The sequence below is a fragment of the Actinacidiphila polyblastidii genome, assembly GCF_036353415.1.
Classification (GTDB): domain Bacteria; phylum Actinomycetota; class Actinomycetes; order Streptomycetales; family Streptomycetaceae; genus Actinacidiphila; species Actinacidiphila polyblastidii.
Map to the genome: position 1 here is coordinate 215,452 of NZ_JAZEWV010000001.1, position 16,290 is coordinate 231,741.

General features: G+C 75.7%; 18 protein-coding genes. 13 read left to right on the plus strand and 5 right to left on the minus strand.

The features are described 5' to 3' along the window. Window positions 1-54: 54 nt before the first annotated feature. The 3 genes from V2S66_RS00785 to V2S66_RS00795 form a co-directional block, all read right to left on the minus strand. Window positions 55-1,215: an oxygenase MpaB family protein gene (locus V2S66_RS00785; RefSeq protein ID WP_330792266.1), complete on the minus strand. Its 1,161-nt coding sequence runs from the start codon at window positions 1,213-1,215 to the stop codon at window positions 55-57. A gap of 117 nt (window positions 1,216-1,332) precedes the next feature. Beyond that, window positions 1,333-2,400 carry a polyprenyl synthetase family protein gene (locus V2S66_RS00790; RefSeq protein WP_330792268.1) on the minus strand — a complete coding sequence of 356 codons (1,068 nt, stop codon included), beginning with the start codon at window positions 2,398-2,400 and terminating at the stop codon, window positions 1,333-1,335. Continuing rightward, complete coding sequence (locus V2S66_RS00795; protein ID WP_330792270.1) at window positions 2,393-2,716, minus strand: polyprenyl synthetase; 324 nt, start codon at window positions 2,714-2,716, stop codon at window positions 2,393-2,395. The genes V2S66_RS00790 and V2S66_RS00795 overlap by 8 nt, the downstream gene beginning before the upstream one ends. Window positions 2,717-3,015: 299 nt before the next feature. Here V2S66_RS00795 and V2S66_RS00800 point away from each other — a divergent pair, with 299 nt between their 5' ends. The 5 genes from V2S66_RS00800 (at window position 3,016) to V2S66_RS00820 (ending at window position 9,381) form a co-directional block, all read left to right on the plus strand. Further along, complete coding sequence (locus tag V2S66_RS00800) at window positions 3,016-5,172, plus strand: SpoIIE family protein phosphatase (protein ID WP_330792272.1); 2,157 nt, start codon at window positions 3,016-3,018, stop codon at window positions 5,170-5,172. A gap of 87 nt (window positions 5,173-5,259) precedes the next feature. After that, window positions 5,260-5,796: an SRPBCC family protein gene (locus V2S66_RS00805; protein WP_330792274.1), complete on the plus strand. Its 537-nt coding sequence runs from the start codon at window positions 5,260-5,262 to the stop codon at window positions 5,794-5,796. Beyond that, window positions 5,789-7,390, plus strand: coding sequence for a phytoene desaturase family protein (locus tag V2S66_RS00810; RefSeq protein ID WP_330792276.1), 1,602 nt, complete (start codon window positions 5,789-5,791; stop codon window positions 7,388-7,390). The genes V2S66_RS00805 and V2S66_RS00810 overlap by 8 nt, the downstream gene beginning before the upstream one ends. 88 nt (window positions 7,391-7,478) lie before the next feature. Next, window positions 7,479-8,093: a DNA polymerase ligase N-terminal domain-containing protein gene (locus V2S66_RS00815; RefSeq protein ID WP_330792278.1), complete on the plus strand. Its 615-nt coding sequence runs from the start codon at window positions 7,479-7,481 to the stop codon at window positions 8,091-8,093. A gap of 94 nt (window positions 8,094-8,187) precedes the next feature. Beyond that, window positions 8,188-9,381, plus strand: a complete 1,194-nt coding sequence (locus tag V2S66_RS00820) for a carboxylate-amine ligase (protein WP_330792279.1) — start codon at window positions 8,188-8,190, stop codon at window positions 9,379-9,381. A gap of 289 nt (window positions 9,382-9,670) precedes the next feature. Here V2S66_RS00820 and V2S66_RS00825 read toward each other — a convergent pair whose 3' ends face one another. Then, entirely contained in the window at window positions 9,671-9,874 is a 204-nt protein-coding gene (locus V2S66_RS00825; protein ID WP_330792280.1) for a hypothetical protein, read from the minus strand. A gap of 234 nt (window positions 9,875-10,108) precedes the next feature. Here V2S66_RS00825 and V2S66_RS00830 point away from each other — a divergent pair, with 234 nt between their 5' ends. The 7 genes from V2S66_RS00830 (at window position 10,109) to V2S66_RS00860 (ending at window position 14,369) form a co-directional block, all read left to right on the plus strand. Continuing rightward, the gene (locus tag V2S66_RS00830) at window positions 10,109-10,804 is read left to right on the plus strand and encodes a HemK2/MTQ2 family protein methyltransferase (RefSeq protein ID WP_330792282.1); all 696 of its coding nucleotides are present in this window, start codon (window positions 10,109-10,111) and stop codon (window positions 10,802-10,804) included. After that, window positions 10,788-11,033 (plus strand): CDGSH iron-sulfur domain-containing protein, encoded by a 246-nt coding sequence (locus V2S66_RS00835; protein WP_330792284.1) that lies wholly within the window; start codon window positions 10,788-10,790, stop codon window positions 11,031-11,033. Before V2S66_RS00830 ends, V2S66_RS00835 begins: the two co-directional genes overlap by 17 nt. Then, window positions 11,030-12,046: an iron-containing redox enzyme family protein gene (locus V2S66_RS00840; RefSeq protein WP_330792286.1), complete on the plus strand. Its 1,017-nt coding sequence runs from the start codon at window positions 11,030-11,032 to the stop codon at window positions 12,044-12,046. The genes V2S66_RS00835 and V2S66_RS00840 overlap by 4 nt, the downstream gene beginning before the upstream one ends. A gap of 273 nt (window positions 12,047-12,319) precedes the next feature. Beyond that, entirely contained in the window at window positions 12,320-12,643 is a 324-nt protein-coding gene (locus tag V2S66_RS00845) for a plasmid stabilization protein (RefSeq protein WP_330792288.1), read from the plus strand. 94 nt (window positions 12,644-12,737) lie between these two features. After that, the gene (locus tag V2S66_RS00850; RefSeq protein ID WP_330792290.1) at window positions 12,738-12,866 is read left to right on the plus strand and encodes an LPFR motif small protein; all 129 of its coding nucleotides are present in this window, start codon (window positions 12,738-12,740) and stop codon (window positions 12,864-12,866) included. A 185-nt stretch (window positions 12,867-13,051) separates the two neighbouring features. Beyond that, window positions 13,052-13,543: a DUF5709 domain-containing protein gene (locus V2S66_RS00855; protein ID WP_330792292.1), complete on the plus strand. Its 492-nt coding sequence runs from the start codon at window positions 13,052-13,054 to the stop codon at window positions 13,541-13,543. A gap of 211 nt (window positions 13,544-13,754) precedes the next feature. After that, entirely contained in the window at window positions 13,755-14,369 is a 615-nt protein-coding gene (locus V2S66_RS00860) for a hypothetical protein (protein WP_330792294.1), read from the plus strand. Between the two features lie 13 nt (window positions 14,370-14,382). Here V2S66_RS00860 and V2S66_RS00865 read toward each other — a convergent pair whose 3' ends face one another. Next, a complete protein-coding gene (locus V2S66_RS00865; protein WP_330792295.1) occupies window positions 14,383-15,312 on the minus strand; it encodes a LysR family transcriptional regulator in 930 nt (309 codons plus the stop codon). Window positions 15,313-15,383: 71 nt separating this feature from the next. Between V2S66_RS00865 and V2S66_RS00870 the strand changes: the two genes are divergently transcribed. Then, on the plus strand, window positions 15,384-16,280 hold the full coding sequence (locus tag V2S66_RS00870; RefSeq protein ID WP_330792296.1) for an SDR family NAD(P)-dependent oxidoreductase: 897 nt from the start codon (window positions 15,384-15,386) through the stop codon (window positions 16,278-16,280). Window positions 16,281-16,290 lie beyond the last annotated feature (10 nt).

Below are 16,290 nucleotides of genomic sequence, written 5' to 3' on the forward strand. Positions count from 1 at the left end.
GCCGCCGAGCGGGGACACCGCGGCCCGGCCCCACCCCCACCCGACGCGCGCCGGTCAGGAGTAGGTGGCGGCCGGCGGGGTCCACCGGCGGCCCGGAGGCACCGCGCCGGCCACCCCGTAGTCCTTCTTGAGCTGCTCGGGGATGGCGTAGTGCATGACACGGCCGCGGGTGAGGGAGGAGAGTTCGAGGACGGCGGTGAGGTGGCCGAGCCGGTCCAGCGCCCAGGCGCCGAGCGGGGAGCGGTCCTCGATGGTCTCGAGCACGCCGAGGAGGTGCGGGACCGCCTTGACGACGGTGTCCCACGGGGTGTGCGGCACCTTGAGCCAGTCGGCGCAGGTGTCGCCGACGAGGTGGCGGATCAGGGCGGAGACGACCGGGTCGAAGAAGGTGCCGGGCACCACCTCCTCGTACAGGTCGATGAGTTGGCGGGTGAGCAGCGTGCCGTCCTCGGACGGGCCCATGTGCCGGACCATGTACAGGTCGAGGAACGCGCGGGCCTCTTCGAGGGTCGCCGGGACCGCGTCCTGGTCGACGCCGAGCATCGCGCCGACGACGCGCCACGCGTAGTAGTAGGCGTCCGCGCCCTCCTGGGACATGTGGACGCCGAGGCGGTGCAGGCTGTCCAGCACCAGGATCGAGAAGAACATCTGCCCGCCGATCATGTCCTCCTGGCAGATCGGCGTTCCCAGCGCCTCGGTGTCCCAGCGCTCCTCGCGGGTGAGGTGGTGGCGGATGGCGGCGTGCAGGAGGCGGACCTTCTGGGCCGCGGGGATGAAGCGGCTGCCGGCCTCGAAGGCGTCGGGCTGCATCAGGTGGACGGTGAACTGGCCGGTCTCCGCCATCCGTTGGGAGGGGTAGTCCAGGCCGTGGGTGGTCGCCAGCAGCTTCGCGACGTGCGGCACGAGGTAGCAGGCGGGCATGGAGGCGAAGGACAGCGCGGTGGAGATGTGCACGTTGTTGTCGATGAAGAACAGCCGGGCCTGTTCCATCCGCCCCCAGTCGACCCACGCCGGGGGCGCGCTGGTGGCCTCCAAGTACTCCCTGGCGACGTCGGGCAGTCCGTCCGGCAGCGGGGCGCCGGCCGTGGAGACGTAGCGCATCAGGCCGTTGAGCCTGCCGACGTCCCCGCGCGCGAAGAGCGCGGCGACGGTGGCGTCGGCGAGTTCGTCACCGCAGCGGCGCAGGGCGTTCATCGATGCCTCGGTGCGGGTCATGGGCAGGGCTCCTTGTCGTCCGGTGCGAGGGGCGGAGGGGCGGGCGGCCGAAGGGGCGTGGCGAGGCCGTGGGGGTGGGCGCGGTGGGCACGGGTGGGCGCCGGCGCGCCGCGCGGGTCACGACGCGCGGACCGCCGCGGAGTGCGCCAGGGCGGTCAGGGCCGTGGCGGCGTGCGCCGGCAGCGCCAGCCCGTGGAGCGCCCCGGTCGCCGCCTCGACGCGCGCGCGGATCATGTCCTCCACCCGGTCGGGAGCGCCGGCCCGCCGCATCGTCTCGCGGACCGTGTCGAGGCCCTCGGCGTCCAGGTCCTTTCTGCCGAGGAGTTCGCGCAGGCGCTCCCGCTCCTGGTCGCCGGCCAGCCGCCAGGTCTCCGCCAGCAGCACCGTCGGCCGCTGGGCGCGCACGTCGTCGGCGTTGGCCTTGCCGGTGCGCCGCGGGTCCCCGAACAGGCCGAGCAGGTCGTCGCGCAGCTGGAACGCCTCGCCGAGCGGCAGCCCGTACGCGCGAAAGCCCTCGCGCAGGGGCGCGCCGGCCCCGGCCAGGGCGCCGCCGATCAGCAGGGGCTGCTCGACGGTGTACTTGGCGGTCTTGTAGCGGATCACCTTCAGCGCGGCCGTGGTGTCCGCGTCCGCGACGGCCCCGCTGCGCAGGATCTCCAGGCACTCCCCCGCGATCAGGTCCCGCGCCATCGCCGACCACAGCGGACGCGCCCGTGCCAGGTACGCGGCGGGCAGGCCGCTGGTGGCGAAGAGCTGCCCGGCCAGCGACATCAGGAGGTCTCCCACCAGCATCGCCAGGGACCGCGCAGCGGCCGTCCGCAGGCGGCCGCGCAGGGCGCCGCGTACGACGCCGCGCAGGGCGACGTGCGCCGTGGGCCGCCCGTGCCGCAGCGGGCTGTCGTCGATGAGGTCGTCGTGCACGACCGCGGCGGCGTGCACGAGTTCCATGGCGGCCGCCGCGCGCAGCAGCGCGTCGCCGTCCGGCTGTCCCACCGCGCGCCAGCCCCAGTAGCAGAACGCCGCCCGCAGCCGCTTGCCTTCGGCGACCGCCGCCCGTAACTGCTCGGCCACCGGGCCCAGGCTGGGGTCGACCGCCGTGAACTCACCGGCCTCCGCGGCGACGTAGGCGCGCAGCACCTCGTCGACGCGGCTCTTGAACGCGGCCGGGTCCCACCGGTCAGACATCGTCCGCGCCCTTCCGGGGCGCGCCCGTCCGGGAGGAGGACTGCCCGGCCGGGGGCTGCTGGGTGCGGGCGTGCCGGGCGAGGATCTCCAGGTGGGCCGGGGGGACGGCCGCGTAGCGGTCGAGCGCGAGGCGGCCGCGCGCGACGAGGTCCTGTTCCGCGTCCGCCGCCAGGTCCGCGGCGTCGGACCGGCGCAGCAGCCATCTGACCGTCGCCAGGCCCGACCCCAGAGTGGTCGCCGCCAGATCGGCCAGCCCCGCCACCAGCAGCACCGCCTGACCGTCCAGGCCCGCCCGCCGTCCCGCCTGCTGCGACATGCCGTCTCCCCCACCCGTCGCACATCCGGGGCAGCGCCGGTCGTGCGCCGCCCTTGCGAGCATCGCGTCACACCGGACACGCGGGACCGCGGAACTCACCATCGAGTGAGTCCTCGTTCGGCTGTGCGGACCGCGTACGGGGCAGCCCGCGCCGACCCGTGCGCCACAGGTCCGACGTAAAGTTTACTTATGTACCTTTTGCTCCGCGATGCGACCGGGCATGGCGCGCGGCGGCGCCGTCGTCGGGCCGGGCAGCCGATCCGCGGCGGGGTGCGCCGAAGCGCGGAGTCAGGCGCCCGATGACCCTGTCTGGCGCGGGCCCCGACGCGGCGGAGGTGCTGGACGGCGCGGTGGCGGACGCGGTCCGGCGCACCGGCGCGTCCGTGGGCGCCATCTACCTGCTGTCGGACGCGGAACCCGTCCTGCGGCTCTCGGTGATGTGCGGCATCCCTCCCGAGTTCTTCGCCCCGTGGAACCGGGTGGCGCTGGCGGCGCCCGTGCCGGTGTCGGACGCCGTGCGCGAGGACCGGCTGGTCTGGGTGGGCTCGCAGGAGGATCTGGTGCGGCGCTACCCGCGCACCGCGGTGGCGCTGCCGTACCGGTTCGCGCTGGCGGCCACCCCCATCGGCGGAAAGGACGGCTGCTGGGGCGCGCTGCTGCTGCTCTGGCCCTCCGCCCATCCGCCCCTGCTCACCGCCCGCCAGCGCGGCCACATCACCGCCGGCGGCCGCCGTGTGGCACGGCTGCTGGAGGAGCACGCGGCGCGGTGGACGGCGGGCCGGCCCGCCGGGACGCCGGCCTTCGCGCAGCGCCCGCGCGTGGTGACACTGCCCGCAGCGCGGCGGCCGGCCGGGCGCGCGGCGGAGGACTTCGCCGAACGGCTGCCCGGCGGGAGCGTGTCCCTGGACCTGGAGGGGCGCGTCACCTTCGTCACCGGCGGGGCCGCGGAGCTGCTGGGCCTCGGCGCCGACCGGCTGCTGGGCACCCTGCCGTGGCAGTCCCTGCCGTGGCTGGACGACCCGGCCTACGAGGACCACTACCGCAGCGCCGTCATCAGCCGGGAGCCCTGCTCGTATCTGGCCCTCCGCCCGCCCGACCGGTGGCTGTGCTTCGAGCTGCATCCGGACGACAGCGGGATCAGCGTGCGGATCACGCGCGCGCCGATCGCCGGCGCGCCGCGCGAGCGGTCGCCCGCTCCTCCGTCCGCGCCGCCGTCCGCGGGCAGGGTGGCCGGCGGGGCCGGCCGCCTCTACCAGGTGATGCACCTGGCCGCCGCCCTCACCGAGACCGCGGGGGTGGAGGACGTGGTCGACCTGATCGCCGACCAGATCATGCCCGCCTTCGGCGCCCAGGGACTGATGCTGGCCACCGTGGACGGCGGCCGGTTGCACGTGGTGGGCTCCCGCGGGTACGAGGCGTCGGTGGTGGAGCGGGTGGAGGGGCTCGCGGTGGACACCGCCCGCACCCCGGCCGGTCAGGTGCTCTCCGCCGGTGTGCCGCTGTTCTTCGACAGCCCCCAGGACATGGCGCGCACCCACCCGCTGGCGCCCGCGGCGAGCGACAAGCAGGCGTGGGCGTTCCTGCCGCTGATCGTCTCCGGCCACCCCACCGGGTGCTGCGTGCTGTCCTATGCGCTGCCGCGGCCGTTCGCCGCGGACGAGCGGGCGGTCCTCACCTCGCTGGCCGGCCTGGTCGCCCAGGCGCTGGACCGGGCGCGTCTCTACGACGCCCAGAAGAACCTCGCCCAGGGGCTCCAGCAGGTCCTCCTTCCGCACGGGCTCCCCGCCATCGAGGGCCTGAGCGTCAGCGCCCGCTACCTGCCGGCGAGCCATGGCATGGACGTCGGCGGCGACTTCTACGACGTCCTCTACCGGGGTCCGTCCACCTGCACGGCGGTCATCGGCGACGTGCAGGGACACAACGTGGCCGCCGCCGCGCTCATGGGCCAGGTCCGCACCGCGGTGCACGCGCACTCCAGCGCGGCCGCCACCCCCGGCGAGGTCCTCGACCGCACCAACCGGCTGCTGGCCGACATCCGGGCCGAACTGCTGGTGTCCTGCCTCTGCGTCCGCTTCGACCTGCCCCACCGCAGGGTGGCCGTGGCCGGCGCGGGCCACCCGCCCCCGCTGCTGCGCCGCCCCGGCGGGCGCACCGAGGTCCTGCCGGTCGATCCCGGCCCGCTGCTGGGAGTCACCACGGACGCCGACTACCCGGTCACCAGCGCCGCCTTCTCGCCGGGAGCGCTGCTCGCGCTGTACACCGACGGCCTCGTCGAGGAGCCGGGCCGTGACTTCTCCGACTCGCTCGACATGCTCGCCCGGTGCCTGGCTGAGGCCGCCGAGGAGGACCTGGACGACCTGGACGACCTCATCGACACCCTCGTCCGGCGGTCCCGGCCCGGCGGGCGCCACAGGGACGACATCGCGGTGATGCTGCTGCGCGCCGGCACGGAGTGACGCCGGCGCCGCCTGACGCCGGCGCCGATGTTTCCGGCTCGGGCGTGCGGGGAGCCGCTGGGTACGGACGGGAGAGGGAGGTCCCTCATGGCTGTGCGCCACCAGCTGATCAAGCGCCCTCGCGACCAGGTGTGGTCCGTGCTCGCCGACCGCGGCCTCTACGGCCGGTGGGTGGCCGGCACGTCCGCTTCGCACGGCGGTGAGGGCGAGTGGCCGGCTGAGGGGTCGACCCTGGCGTACACGGTCAGGCTCGGCCCGTGGACGGGCGAGGGCAGGACCGTCGTACGGCAGGAGGACCGGCCCTCCCGGCTCGCCCTGGAAGTCGACAGCGGGCGGCTGGGCACCGCCAGGGTCGACATCGAGATCAAGCCCTGGGGCGAGGACAGCCTGGTGATCCTGGACGAGCACCCGCTGACCGGGCTCGGCGGCTCACTCCACAACGGCGCCCTCGACGCGGTGCTGCAACTGCGGCACCGGCGGATGCTGGGCCGGCTGGCCGAGGTGGTCGAGGGCGCGGACGCGGCAGGCCGGAGCGGCCGGCGGTCGCCGTCCGGCGGCGCGGTGGGGCGCGCCCGCACGGCGGCGCGCCGCGGCTTCGGGAAGCGGGGCGTGGGCCATGCCTGACGCCGTCGTCATCGGCGCCGGCCCGAACGGCCTCGTCGCCGCGAACGTGCTGGCCGACGCCGGCTGGAGCGTGGAGGTGCTGGAGGCCCAGGACCAGCCGGGCGGCGCCGTCCGCAGCGATCGCGGAGTCGACCCGGCGTTCGTCACCGACCTCTTCAGCTCCTTCTATCCCATGGCGGCGGCCTCACCGGTGCTTGCCGCCCTCGCCCTGGAGGAGGAGGGCCTGCGGTGGAGCCACGCGCCGAAGGTCCTGGCGCACCCGCTGCCCGACGGGCGGTGCGCGGTGCTCAGCCGCGACCTGCACGAGACCGGCGGCAGCCTGGACTCCTTCGCCGCCGGGGACGGCGCGGCGTGGCGGGAGTGGTCGCAGCTGTGGGAGCGGGTCGGCGCCGACCTGCTGGGCTGCCTGTTCACGCCGTTCCCGCCGGTGCGGTCCGGCCTCGCGGCGGCCGGCCGGCTGCGCCTGGCGGGCGGCCTGCGGTTCGCGCGGATGATGGCGCTGCCGGTCCGCCGGATGGGCGAGGAGCAGTTCGCCGGCGAGGGGGCCCGGCTGCTGCTGGCCGGCAACGCGCTGCACGCGGATCTGGGCCCCGAGAGCGCGGGCAGCGGCCTCTTCGGATGGCTGATGTCGATGCTCGGCCAGTCCCTCGGGTTCCCGGTGCCGGTGGGCGGCGCGGGCATGCTCAGCGCCGCGCTGGTGCGGCGGCTGCGGCGCCGGGGCGGCGCGGTCCGCTGCGGCGAGGACGTGCGCGGCGTCGTGGTGCGCTCCGGGCGGGCGGTCGCCGTGCGCACGGCGGGCGGCGAGGAGATCCCGGCCCGGCGTGCGGTCCTCGCGGCGGTGCCGGCGCCGCTGCTGTACCAGCGCCTGCTGCGGCCCCAGGACGTGCCGGCCGGCGTGCTGCGGCAGATCCGCCGCTTCCAGTGGGACATGTCCACCTTCAAGGTCGACTGGGCGCTGGACGGGCCGGTGCCCTGGACGGCGCAGGGGGCGCGGCAGGCGGGCACGCTGCACCTGGCGGACGATGTGGACGACCTGACCCGGTTCGCGGCGCAGCTGGCGATGCGGCAGGTCCCCGACCGGCCGTTCGCCCTCTTCGGGCAGATGACCACGGCCGATCCCACCCGCTCCCCCGCCGGGACGGAGTCCGCGTGGGCGTACACGCATGTGCCGCAGGACATCAAGGCCGACGCGGGCGAGGACGGCCTGACCGGTGCGTGGGACGAGAGTGAGCAGGAGGCGATGGCGGACCGCGTCGAGGCCCGCGTCGAGCGATGCGCGCCCGGCTTCCGCGCCCTGATCCGGGGCCGGCGGATTCTGGCGCCGCCCACCCTGGAGGCGCTCGACGCCGGCCTGCGGGGCGGCGCGATCAACGCCGGCACCACCGCGATCCACCAGCAGCTGGTGTTCCGCCCGGTGCCGGGCACCGGGCGGCCGGAGACGCCGGTCCGCGGCCTCTTCCTGGCGTCGGCCTCGGCCCACCCGGGCGGCGCCGTGCACGGCGCACCCGGCGCGAACGCCGCGCGGGCGGCGCTGCGCCTGCCGGCCGTCAACGCGGTCCTCACCCGGTTGCAGCGGACGCTCAGCGGCGACTGAGGGCCGCGACGGCCGGGCGAACCCGCACGACCGCAGACGACCGCAGACGAGGCCCGCAAGGGACACGACGCGCAGGAAGGAGGCCGCGATGGCCGACAAGGGGACGCTGACCGCGTACGAGCGCCGGCGTGACTTCTCCCGGACCGCCGAGCCACGGGGCGGCGGAACCGGACCGGCCGCGGACCGCCCGGTGTTCGTGGTGCAGATCCATGACGCGACCGCGATGCACTTCGACTTCCGGCTGGAGGTGGACGGGGTCCTCAAGTCGTGGGCGGTGCCCAAGGGACCCTCCGGGGACCCGCGCGACAAACGGCTGGCCATGCCGACCGAGGACCACCCGCTGGAGTACCGGGACTTCGAGGGGGTCATCGCGCGGGGCGAGTACGGGGCCGGCACGGTGATCATCTGGGACGAGGGCAGCTACCGCAACCTCACGGTCGACCGGCACGGCGAACAGGTGCCGTTCGCACGGGCGTTGGCCCACGGGCATGTCTCCTTCCGGCTCGACGGCGGCAAGCTGCACGGCGGCTACTCCCTCACGCGGCTGCGCACGGACCGCAACGGCGGCCGTGAGGCGTGGCTGCTGGTCAAGCGCGCCGACGATCGCGCCTCCCACGGCGGCGCACCCGACCCGCGGCGGGCTCGTTCCGCGCGCAGCGGACACACCCTGCGGCAGGTGGCGGCCGACGGTGGCCGCGAGTAGGGGCGGCGGCTGGGACGGCCGGTGGGGCGTCGCCGCGGCGGAGCCCGGCCCCGCGCACGCCGTGGCGGGGCCGATCGGGGGTAGGGAGTCCCCCATGACGGCAACCGTCACCCTCGGGGTGGAAGAGGAGTACCTGCTGCTCGACGAACGCACCGGTCTGCCGGTGCCGCGTGTGAGCGAGGTCATGGCGGCGGCGGCGCAGGAGCCGTGGCTGGGACAGGACGAGGTCGACGACGAGTTGCTGCAGGCGCAGGTGGAGGTCGCCACGCCGGTCTGCACCGGACTGGACGAGGTCTCCGCGCACCTGGCCCGGTTCCGGCAGGCGCTGGCGGCCGCCGCGCACCACGCGGGCTGCCGGCTCGCCTCGGCGGGCGCCGGGCCCCTTCCGTCAGGGCCGACCGTGCCGGTGACGGGCAAGCAGCGCTACCGCGAGATGCGGGCGGAGGCGGGCCGGCTGGTGGACGAGCAGCTGATCTGCGGCATGCACATCCATGTCGCCGTGCCCGACCGGCAGGCGGGCGCCGCCGCGCTCGGCCGGCTGCGGCCCTGGCTGCCGGTCCTGGTCGCGCTCGGCGCCAACTCGCCGTTCTGGGACGGCCGCGACACCGGTTTCGCCAGCTGGCGCACCGTGGTCTTCGGCCGCTGGCCGGTCAGCGGCGCGCCGCCGTTCTTCGCCGACGCCACCCAGTACGAGCAGCGGGTCGACGCGCTGCTGGCCACCGGAGTGGTTCCCGACCGGCACCAGCTGTACTGGCACGCCCGGCTCTCCGAGGAGTACCCGACCCTGGAAGTGCGCGCTCCCGACGTGCAGTTGGACGTGCAGAGCGCTGTCACGCTCGCCGGGCTCTCCCGCGCGATGGTCGCGACCGCGCTGCGCGAGGGCCGCCGCGGCGCGCGGCCGCTGGACCCGCCGGCCAGCGTGCTGGAGGCCGCCGGATGGCACGCCGCGCGCCACGGTCTGAGCGGCGATCTCGTGGACCCGCGCAGCGGCACCCCCGCCCCGGCGGCCGAGGTGGTCGGCAGTCTGCTGGACCGCCTCACGCCCGCCCTGGACGACCTGGGCGACCTCGACCGGGTGACGGCGGGCGTCCAGCGGCTGCTCGACGCCGGCACGGGGGCGGCACGCCAGCGGGCCGCACTCGCTGAGGGCGGCATCGAGGCGGTGCTCGACCTCATCGCGCCGGGCGGACGGGAGCCCAGCGCCGACGCCTCCGCGCGGGAACTGCCCGCCCAGGGGGCGCCCGCCCGGGAAGGGTCGATGCCGCACGACTCCGTCGCGGGAGCGTAGCCGCACCGACCGGGCAGCGCCGCCGACGCGGCGGTCCGCGCCGTCCGGGTCGTCGCCCAGCACGCAGAGCCGCAGCCGCTCGCCCAGCCGGCCGTGCTCCGTTCCGTCACGCGAAGCGCCGCCCGCGCGAGGTCGGCGCGGCTGGGGGCCACGGCGCCCTCGACATCGGGCGGAAGCGGGTCGGGCGGATCTGGGTCGGGCGGAGATGCGCGGGGGAAGTGTGCGGACCTGTGCGGTGGACCTCTGCGGTGGACCTCTGCGGTGGATCGGACGGAGTTTGGCGGCGCGTCTACGCGCCGTTCCTGCTCCCTCCGGCGCCCTTCCCGGACGGTCCCTCCTTCTCGGGAGGCGTCCCCGGGCGGTTCCTGCGGCGGTCCCGGCGGTCGCCTTCGGCGTTGGCGCCTGCGGACGTGTCGTGCGCGCCGGGGAGGTCCGGGACCTCCACGGCGGGCGGCAGGTCAGGTGTCAGGTGGGTGTGCGGCGATCCCGTCATGCTCCTCGCCTACCCGGTCCTGCCGCCCCAATCGGGTGGGCCCGCCCTCTTCGGGATCCGGTCCGCTTCCGGGGGCGGGATCGCGCCCACCACGGGCGATACGGCGGCCGGGGCGGCGCCGGGGCCGGTGCGGGGCGCCGCCCGGATGGCGGAGCCGCAGCATCGGGCGGAAGCTGGGAGACGACCCGCAGCCCACCCGAACCCCCGGGTCGCCGACCGGCTACGGAGGGCGCCATGACCACTGCCACCCGCACCGTTCCCGGGATGGGACTCTGGCGACTGCCAGGGGTGTACCACCCGCAGGGCGACACCGTCCTGCTCGGCCGCGCGCTGCGCGCCGAAGACCTCCGGCCCGGAGCCGACGTGCTGGACATCGGCACCGGAAGCGGCGCCCTGGCGGTGCTGGCGGCCCGGATGGGCGCGCGGGTCACCGCCACCGACGTGTCCTGGCGTGCCGTGCTGACCACCAAGGCGAACGCGGTCCGGCACGGGCAGCGGATCCGGGTCCGGCACACCGATCTCGCCGCACGGCTCGGCTCCCGAGACGGTTTCGACCTGGTGGTGACCAACCCGCCCTACGTGCCGGCGCCCGCCGGGCGGCCCCCCGCAAGGGGCGCCTCGCGGGCGTGGGACGCCGGGCACGACGGCCGCCTCGTGGTGGACCGCGTGCTGGCCCACGCGCCGCGGCTGCTGCGCCCCGGCGGGGTGCTGCTGATGGTGCACTCGGGCATGTGCGGGGCCGAGACCACGGTGCGCAAGCTGGCCGGCACCGGGATGAGCGCCGAGGTGGCCGAGCGGGCCCTGGTGCCGTACGGACCGGTGCTGACCGGGCGGCTGGCCTGGCTGCAGGCGCGCGGGCTCGCGTCGCAGCAGGGCGGCGGGGCGCAGCCGATCGAGGAGCTGGTGGTCATCCGTGCCGAACGGCGCTGAGCGGCCGACCCGCGTCGTGGTGACCCCGGACGGACCGATCCTGGTCGAGGGGCCGGTCGAGGTGGTCGGCGCCGACGGATCGGTGCACCGCAGCGACCGGTTCGTGGTGGCGCTGTGCGCCTGCCGCCGCAGCCGTACCGCGCCGTGGTGCGACACCAGCCACCGCGCCCGCCGGCGGCCCGCCCGGCCGGGCCCGGCGGCGCGCGACGAGGGAGGCGACCCGGCATGACAGCGATCCGCGGTGGGACCGCCACCCCCGTCGCGCCGCCGCTGCCGCGCCCCGACGGCCCGGTGTCGGCCGCGCTGCTGGCCGCCCTCGCCGGCGGCGGGCCGCTCGCGCCCGGGGCCGTGGGCGACGCCGCGTCGCAGCACCCCTACGGGCGGGACGCGCAGCTGGCGCTGTACGTGCTCTACGAGCTGCACTACCGCAGTTTCGCCGACCTGCCGGGCGACCGCGAGTGGGACCCGGACCTGCTGCGGCTGCGCCGGGTGCTGGAGGACGGCTTCCTGGCCGCGCTGCGCCGGGACGTGCCGGGCGGGCGCTCCGCCGCAGACGCCTTCGCCGGCCTGCTCACCGAGTCCACCGACCACCGCGGCAGCGTCGCCCACCACCTCGAACACGACGGGGACCTGGCGCAGGTCCGCGAGTACGCGGCGCTGCGGTCGCTGTACCACCTCAAGGAGGCCGACCCGCACGCCTGGGTGATCCCGCGGCTGCGCGGCCGGGCCAAGGCCGCGATGGTGGCCATCGAGTACGACGAGTTCGGCGCCGGCCGCGCCGAGAACGTGCACGCGCGGCTGTTCGCCGACCTGATGGCCGACCTGGGCCTGGACACCGCCTACGGACGCTACCTGGAGCAGGCGCCGGCCGAGGCGCTCGCGCCGGTGACCGTGATGTCCCTCTTCGGGCTGCACCGGTCGCTGCGCGGCGCCCTGGTCGGCCACTTCGGGTGCGTCGAGGTGACCTCCTCCCCGGGCTCGCGCCGGCTGGCGGCGGCCATGCGGCGCACCGGTGCGGGACCGGCCGCCGAGCGCTTCTACGACGAGCACGTCGAGGCCGACGCCGTCCACGAGCAGGTCGTACGCCGCGACGTCATCGGCGGCCTGCTGGCCGACGAACCGCACCTGGAGCCGGACGTGGCCTTCGGCGCGGACGCCACGGTGTTCCTGGAGGAACGGCTCGCCGGACACCTCCTCGGCCGGTGGCGCACCGGCCGCAGCGCCCTGCGCGCACCGCGGTAGCCGGCGCGCACCGTCACGCACGCCGCGCGGCGAGCGTGAGGTGCGGCCGGCTCCCGCACGGCAGCGCGTCCGCCGCGGGCCGTCGGAGCGAATTCCGGCGGGCGTCGTGGCCTGCCGCCGACGCGGGGTACACGGGAGGTGTCAGGCCCGGAGCGCGTGGACCGCGGCGCTCTGCGGGCGGGTGAGCGGACGCGGCAGGGCGGCGGCAGGCCGATCGGTCGGCCGCGCCCCGGGAGCCGCGGCACGCCGGTCGGTGAGAGGAAGTGGGAAACCATGCCCAGAGGATCGAACGCCAAGCGCGAACGGCAGTACGAACACATCAAGGACAGTGCGAAGGACCGCGGCGAGTCCGACAGGCGTGCGAAGGAGATCGCCTCGCGCACGGTGAACAAGGAGCGGGCCCGCTCGGGCGAGTCGCGCACCGCGAGCCGCTCGTCGCTCCAGGACATGTCGTCGTCGAAGCGCGGCGGCGAGCGCTCCCACGCGGGCTCCGGCGGCCCGACGAAGGAGCAGCTCTACAACGAGGCCAGGCAGCGGAACATCAAGGGCCGCTCGACCATGACGAAGAACGAGCTGAGCAAGGCGCTCGGCCGCTGACGGCGCGAGCCCTCCCCGCCATGGACGTTTCGTTCCCGGGTAGGCGACGAACGGGAGCCGACCGTGCTCCCGCACCCCCGAGGAGGGAGCTCTCATGCTCAAGGCGATCGCAGATGTGCTCGGCAAGATCGGCAGCGCCGTCGCCACGGTGGTGACCCTGCCGTTCCGCGCCGTCGCCCGCCTCTTCGGCGGCGCCTCCGACACCGCGCACGGCCACCACTGAGCCGGCGGCCACGCCCCGGCGCCGCCCGGCCCGGGGAATGCCGCCTGCCTGGTGCGGCACCCGGTGCGGTCGGGAGGGCGTCCCGGCCGCACGCTCGCGTTTCGGCGCCGCCACGGCGGTTAGCCGCCCGGTAAGAGGATCTTCCGCCCCGACGCGGAACGCGAGCGACGACCCCAGGGAGTGTCATGACGGACGAGGCGAGGGGCGACGACGTCTACCAGCCCACCGGGACCGACGAGGACCAGGACGACGTGGCCGCGCTGGACATGGAGGACGCGGTCGGCGAGGACGACTACGACACGATCCTCGACCGGGGCTACTCACCGCCGGAACGTCCGTACGCGGTCGACCGGCGCGGCACCACCGACGCGGAGCAGCGGGAGGGCGAGAGCCTGGACGACCGGCTGTCCGAGGAGGTGCCCGACGTCGGCGCGGGGCCGCAGGACCCGGACGGCGACCGGCTGGGCGACGCGCCCGGGACCGACGGTGAACTCGTCGACCCGGAAGCCGGTGACGAGCGGTCCGGACGGCTGGTCGCCCCGAACCAGGGCATCGAACGCCCGGTGCACGACGGGGCCGCCGCGACGGACGTGGGTGTCGACGACGGGTCCGCCCCCGCGGAGGAGGCAGCCGTGCACGAGGTGGACGATCCCGAGGCCGGCGACACCGCCTCCTGACGGCATGACACCGGCCCACCGTCGCGCACGTGTGCGACGGTGGGCCGGTCAAGGCGGTTGTCGGTCAGTGTGCGGGTGAAGTGCGCCTACTCTAGGCGTGTGCACATGGTGTACGTGGGTGCGACGTGCCCCGCGACGACGCACCCAGGGCCCGCGTGGACACCACTTCGGCGCCACCCACGCACACGCACAGGAAGCGAGCTGAACTGCCATGGCTGACAACGCCACTTTGAAGGCGCAGTACCTCACCCAGGTCGAGGCGGACCTGGAGCGCAACACCAAGGAGAAGGACCGCATCGCCACCGATCTGGCGGCGCTGCAGGAGCAGTTGGCGGTCCTGGAGGAGGACCACGCCCTGCTCGTCGGTGTGCGGCAGACGCTGGTCGGCCAGGCCGAGGCGGCGGCCGTGACACCGGCCGAGGTGCCTGTCGCGGCTCCGGCCGAGGCACCTGTCGAGACACCCGCCGAAGCACCGGCGGCGGTGGTCCCGCGGGCGCGCAAGCCCAGGACGGCGGCGCGCAAGCCGAAGGCGGCCGCGCCGAAGAAGGCCAAGGCCGCCAAGGCCGGGGTGGCCGAGGGTGGTTCGGCGGCGACGGCGCCCACCCTGGTGGAGCTGGTCACGGCCCACCTCACCGGGGGCGCCGAGCCGCGGTCCGCCGCCGAGATCGGCACCACGCTCACGCAGGCCCACCCGGACCGCAAGATCCAGACGACGGTGGTGCGCAACACCCTTGAGGCGCTGGTCGCCAAGGGCCAGGCGCTGCGCTCCAGGCAGGGCAGGTCGGTGTACTACTCGGCCCCGGAGAAGGTCACCGCCTCCGCGTAGTGTGCGGGGGCGGTCAGGCCGGATCGGGTGCCTCGAGCTGGAGGGCGGCGGCACGCAGGGCGGCCGCCACACGTGTCACCGCATCGGCGGGCGGCTGCGGCAGGCGGGCCAGGAGCAGGCGCCGCTGCTCCTGGGGGCCGCCGCGGACCGGGAGGATGCGGACCCCTGGTGGCGCTGCGGTGGCAAGGACGGCCGGCACCGTGGTCAATCCGCAGCCGGCGGCGACGAGTTGGAGTTTGGCGAGCCAGTCGCGGGCGACGTGGGCGATCTCGGGCCGCTCGTCCAGTCCCGGCCACACACCCATCAACCCGTCCTCGCCCGAGGCCGATCCGGCGATCCAGCGCTGCCCGCGCAGGTCCGCGACGTCGACGAAGTCGCCGCGGGCCAGCGGGTGGGACGTGGGCACCGCAAGGCTCAGCGCGCGTTCGGTGAGGGTGCGCAGCGCCAGCGGGGGTGACTCGGCGTCCGGCGGCCGGAACGGCGGCGCCGACGCGAGCACGGCCAGGTCGAGGCTGCCGGCCCGCAGGGCGCGCACCAGTGCGGGGGTGCTGCCCTCCCGCCCGACCACCCGCAGCCCCGGGTCGGTTCCGCGCAGTGCGGCGAGCGCGCGGGGCAGCAGGACGGCGCCGGCGCTGGGGAACCACCCCAGGCGGACGGTGCCGCCCTGCCCCGGCAGGCCGGTCAGCTCCCTGGCGGTCGCGTCGATCTCGTCGAGCACGGTCGTGGCGCGGCGCATGACGACGTGGCCGGCCGCGGTGAGCCGCGCCCCGTCACGCCGCCGCTCCAGCAGCTCGGTGCCCGCGGCCCGTTCGATCGCGGCGATCTGCCGGGACACCGCCGACTGGGTGTAGCCGAGCGACGCGGCGGCCGCGGTGAAGGTTCCCTGCTCCGCCACCGCGCGGAAGACACGTAGCGCGGTCAGTGAGACATCCGTGAAGTCCATGACGATCACGCATACTAGCTGTGCCGAAGACTCGTTGGACTCATGGACGCGGACTTCTTAGCGTGGGATGCATGAACACTTCACACACCGCACGCATCGCCCTGGTCACCGGCGCCAACCAGGGGCTGGGCCGCGCCTTCGCCGAAGGGCTGGCGGCCCGGATGGACGCCGGCGACCTGGTCCTGCTCACCGGCCGCGACCACCAGCGGGTGGCGGACGCCGCCCGCGAGGTCGCGCAGCTGCCCGGGAGCCGGGCCCGTGTCGAGGGCCGGGTGCTCGACGTGACCGACGCCGAGGCCATCGCCGGCCTCGCCCAGGAGCTTCGGACCCGGCACGGCGGGGTCGACGTCGTCATCTCCAACGCGGTGGCCCGGGTGCTGCCCGAGGAGTCGCAGGCCGAGCGGGCCGACGAGTTCATCGACGTCTCCAACACCGCGACCCACGCCGTCCTGCGCTCCTTCGCACCCCTCCTGCGCCCCGGCGGCCGGCTGCTCGTGGTCGCCAGCAGCATGGGCACCCTCGGCCACCTGGACGCCCGGCTGCACCCGCTGTTCGACGGGGCGAGCCTGGACCAGGTCGAGTACGCCGTGGAGTCCTGGCGCAGCGCCGTCCACCACAGGACCGCCGCGGAGGCGGGCTGGCCGGTCTGGCTGAACGTCCCGTCGAAGGTGGCCCAGGTCGCCGCCGTCCGCGCGGTCGCGGCCGAACGCCGCGACCAGGACCTCGCCGACGGCACGCTGGTGGCGTCGGTCTGCCCCGGCCTGGTCGACACCGCCACCTCGCGGCCGTGGTTCAGCGACTTCAGCCAGGCCCAGTCACCGGAGCAGGCCGCCCGCGCCGTCCTGGACCTCGTCTTCGCCGACCACGTCGACCCGGCGCACTACGGCGAACTGGTCCGCTTCGGCCAGGCCCTGCCGTGGCACGACGGCGCACCCCTGCCGGAGCAGGACCTGCTCGTCAACCCCTGACCGGGGCGCG

What these genes read in the sequence shown, in the direction of transcription:
- V2S66_RS00825 (WP_330792280.1), bottom strand. Translation starts at nt 9,874, where the DNA reads ATGACGGGATCGCCGCACACCCACCTGACACCTGACCTGCCGCCCGCC.
- V2S66_RS00790 (WP_330792268.1), bottom strand. Translation starts at nt 2,400, where the DNA reads ATGTCTGACCGGTGGGACCCGGCCGCGTTCAAGAGCCGCGTCGACGAG.
- V2S66_RS00830 (WP_330792282.1), top strand. Translation starts at nt 10,109, where the DNA reads ATGACCACTGCCACCCGCACCGTTCCCGGGATGGGACTCTGGCGACTG.
- V2S66_RS00850 (WP_330792290.1), top strand. Translation starts at nt 12,738, where the DNA reads ATGCTCAAGGCGATCGCAGATGTGCTCGGCAAGATCGGCAGCGCCGTC.
- V2S66_RS00785 (WP_330792266.1), bottom strand. Translation starts at nt 1,215, where the DNA reads ATGACCCGCACCGAGGCATCGATGAACGCCCTGCGCCGCTGCGGTGAC.
- V2S66_RS00855 (WP_330792292.1), top strand. Translation starts at nt 13,052, where the DNA reads ATGACGGACGAGGCGAGGGGCGACGACGTCTACCAGCCCACCGGGACC.
- V2S66_RS00865 (WP_330792295.1), bottom strand. Translation starts at nt 15,312, where the DNA reads ATGGACTTCACGGATGTCTCACTGACCGCGCTACGTGTCTTCCGCGCG.
- V2S66_RS00870 (WP_330792296.1), top strand. Translation starts at nt 15,384, where the DNA reads ATGAACACTTCACACACCGCACGCATCGCCCTGGTCACCGGCGCCAAC.
- V2S66_RS00810 (WP_330792276.1), top strand. Translation starts at nt 5,789, where the DNA reads ATGCCTGACGCCGTCGTCATCGGCGCCGGCCCGAACGGCCTCGTCGCC.
- V2S66_RS00795 (WP_330792270.1), bottom strand. Translation starts at nt 2,716, where the DNA reads ATGTCGCAGCAGGCGGGACGGCGGGCGGGCCTGGACGGTCAGGCGGTG.
- V2S66_RS00815 (WP_330792278.1), top strand. Translation starts at nt 7,479, where the DNA reads ATGGCCGACAAGGGGACGCTGACCGCGTACGAGCGCCGGCGTGACTTC.
- V2S66_RS00805 (WP_330792274.1), top strand. Translation starts at nt 5,260, where the DNA reads ATGGCTGTGCGCCACCAGCTGATCAAGCGCCCTCGCGACCAGGTGTGG.
- V2S66_RS00840 (WP_330792286.1), top strand. Translation starts at nt 11,030, where the DNA reads ATGACAGCGATCCGCGGTGGGACCGCCACCCCCGTCGCGCCGCCGCTG.
- V2S66_RS00845 (WP_330792288.1), top strand. Translation starts at nt 12,320, where the DNA reads ATGCCCAGAGGATCGAACGCCAAGCGCGAACGGCAGTACGAACACATC.
- V2S66_RS00800 (WP_330792272.1), top strand. Translation starts at nt 3,016, where the DNA reads ATGACCCTGTCTGGCGCGGGCCCCGACGCGGCGGAGGTGCTGGACGGC.
- V2S66_RS00860 (WP_330792294.1), top strand. Translation starts at nt 13,755, where the DNA reads ATGGCTGACAACGCCACTTTGAAGGCGCAGTACCTCACCCAGGTCGAG.
- V2S66_RS00820 (WP_330792279.1), top strand. Translation starts at nt 8,188, where the DNA reads ATGACGGCAACCGTCACCCTCGGGGTGGAAGAGGAGTACCTGCTGCTC.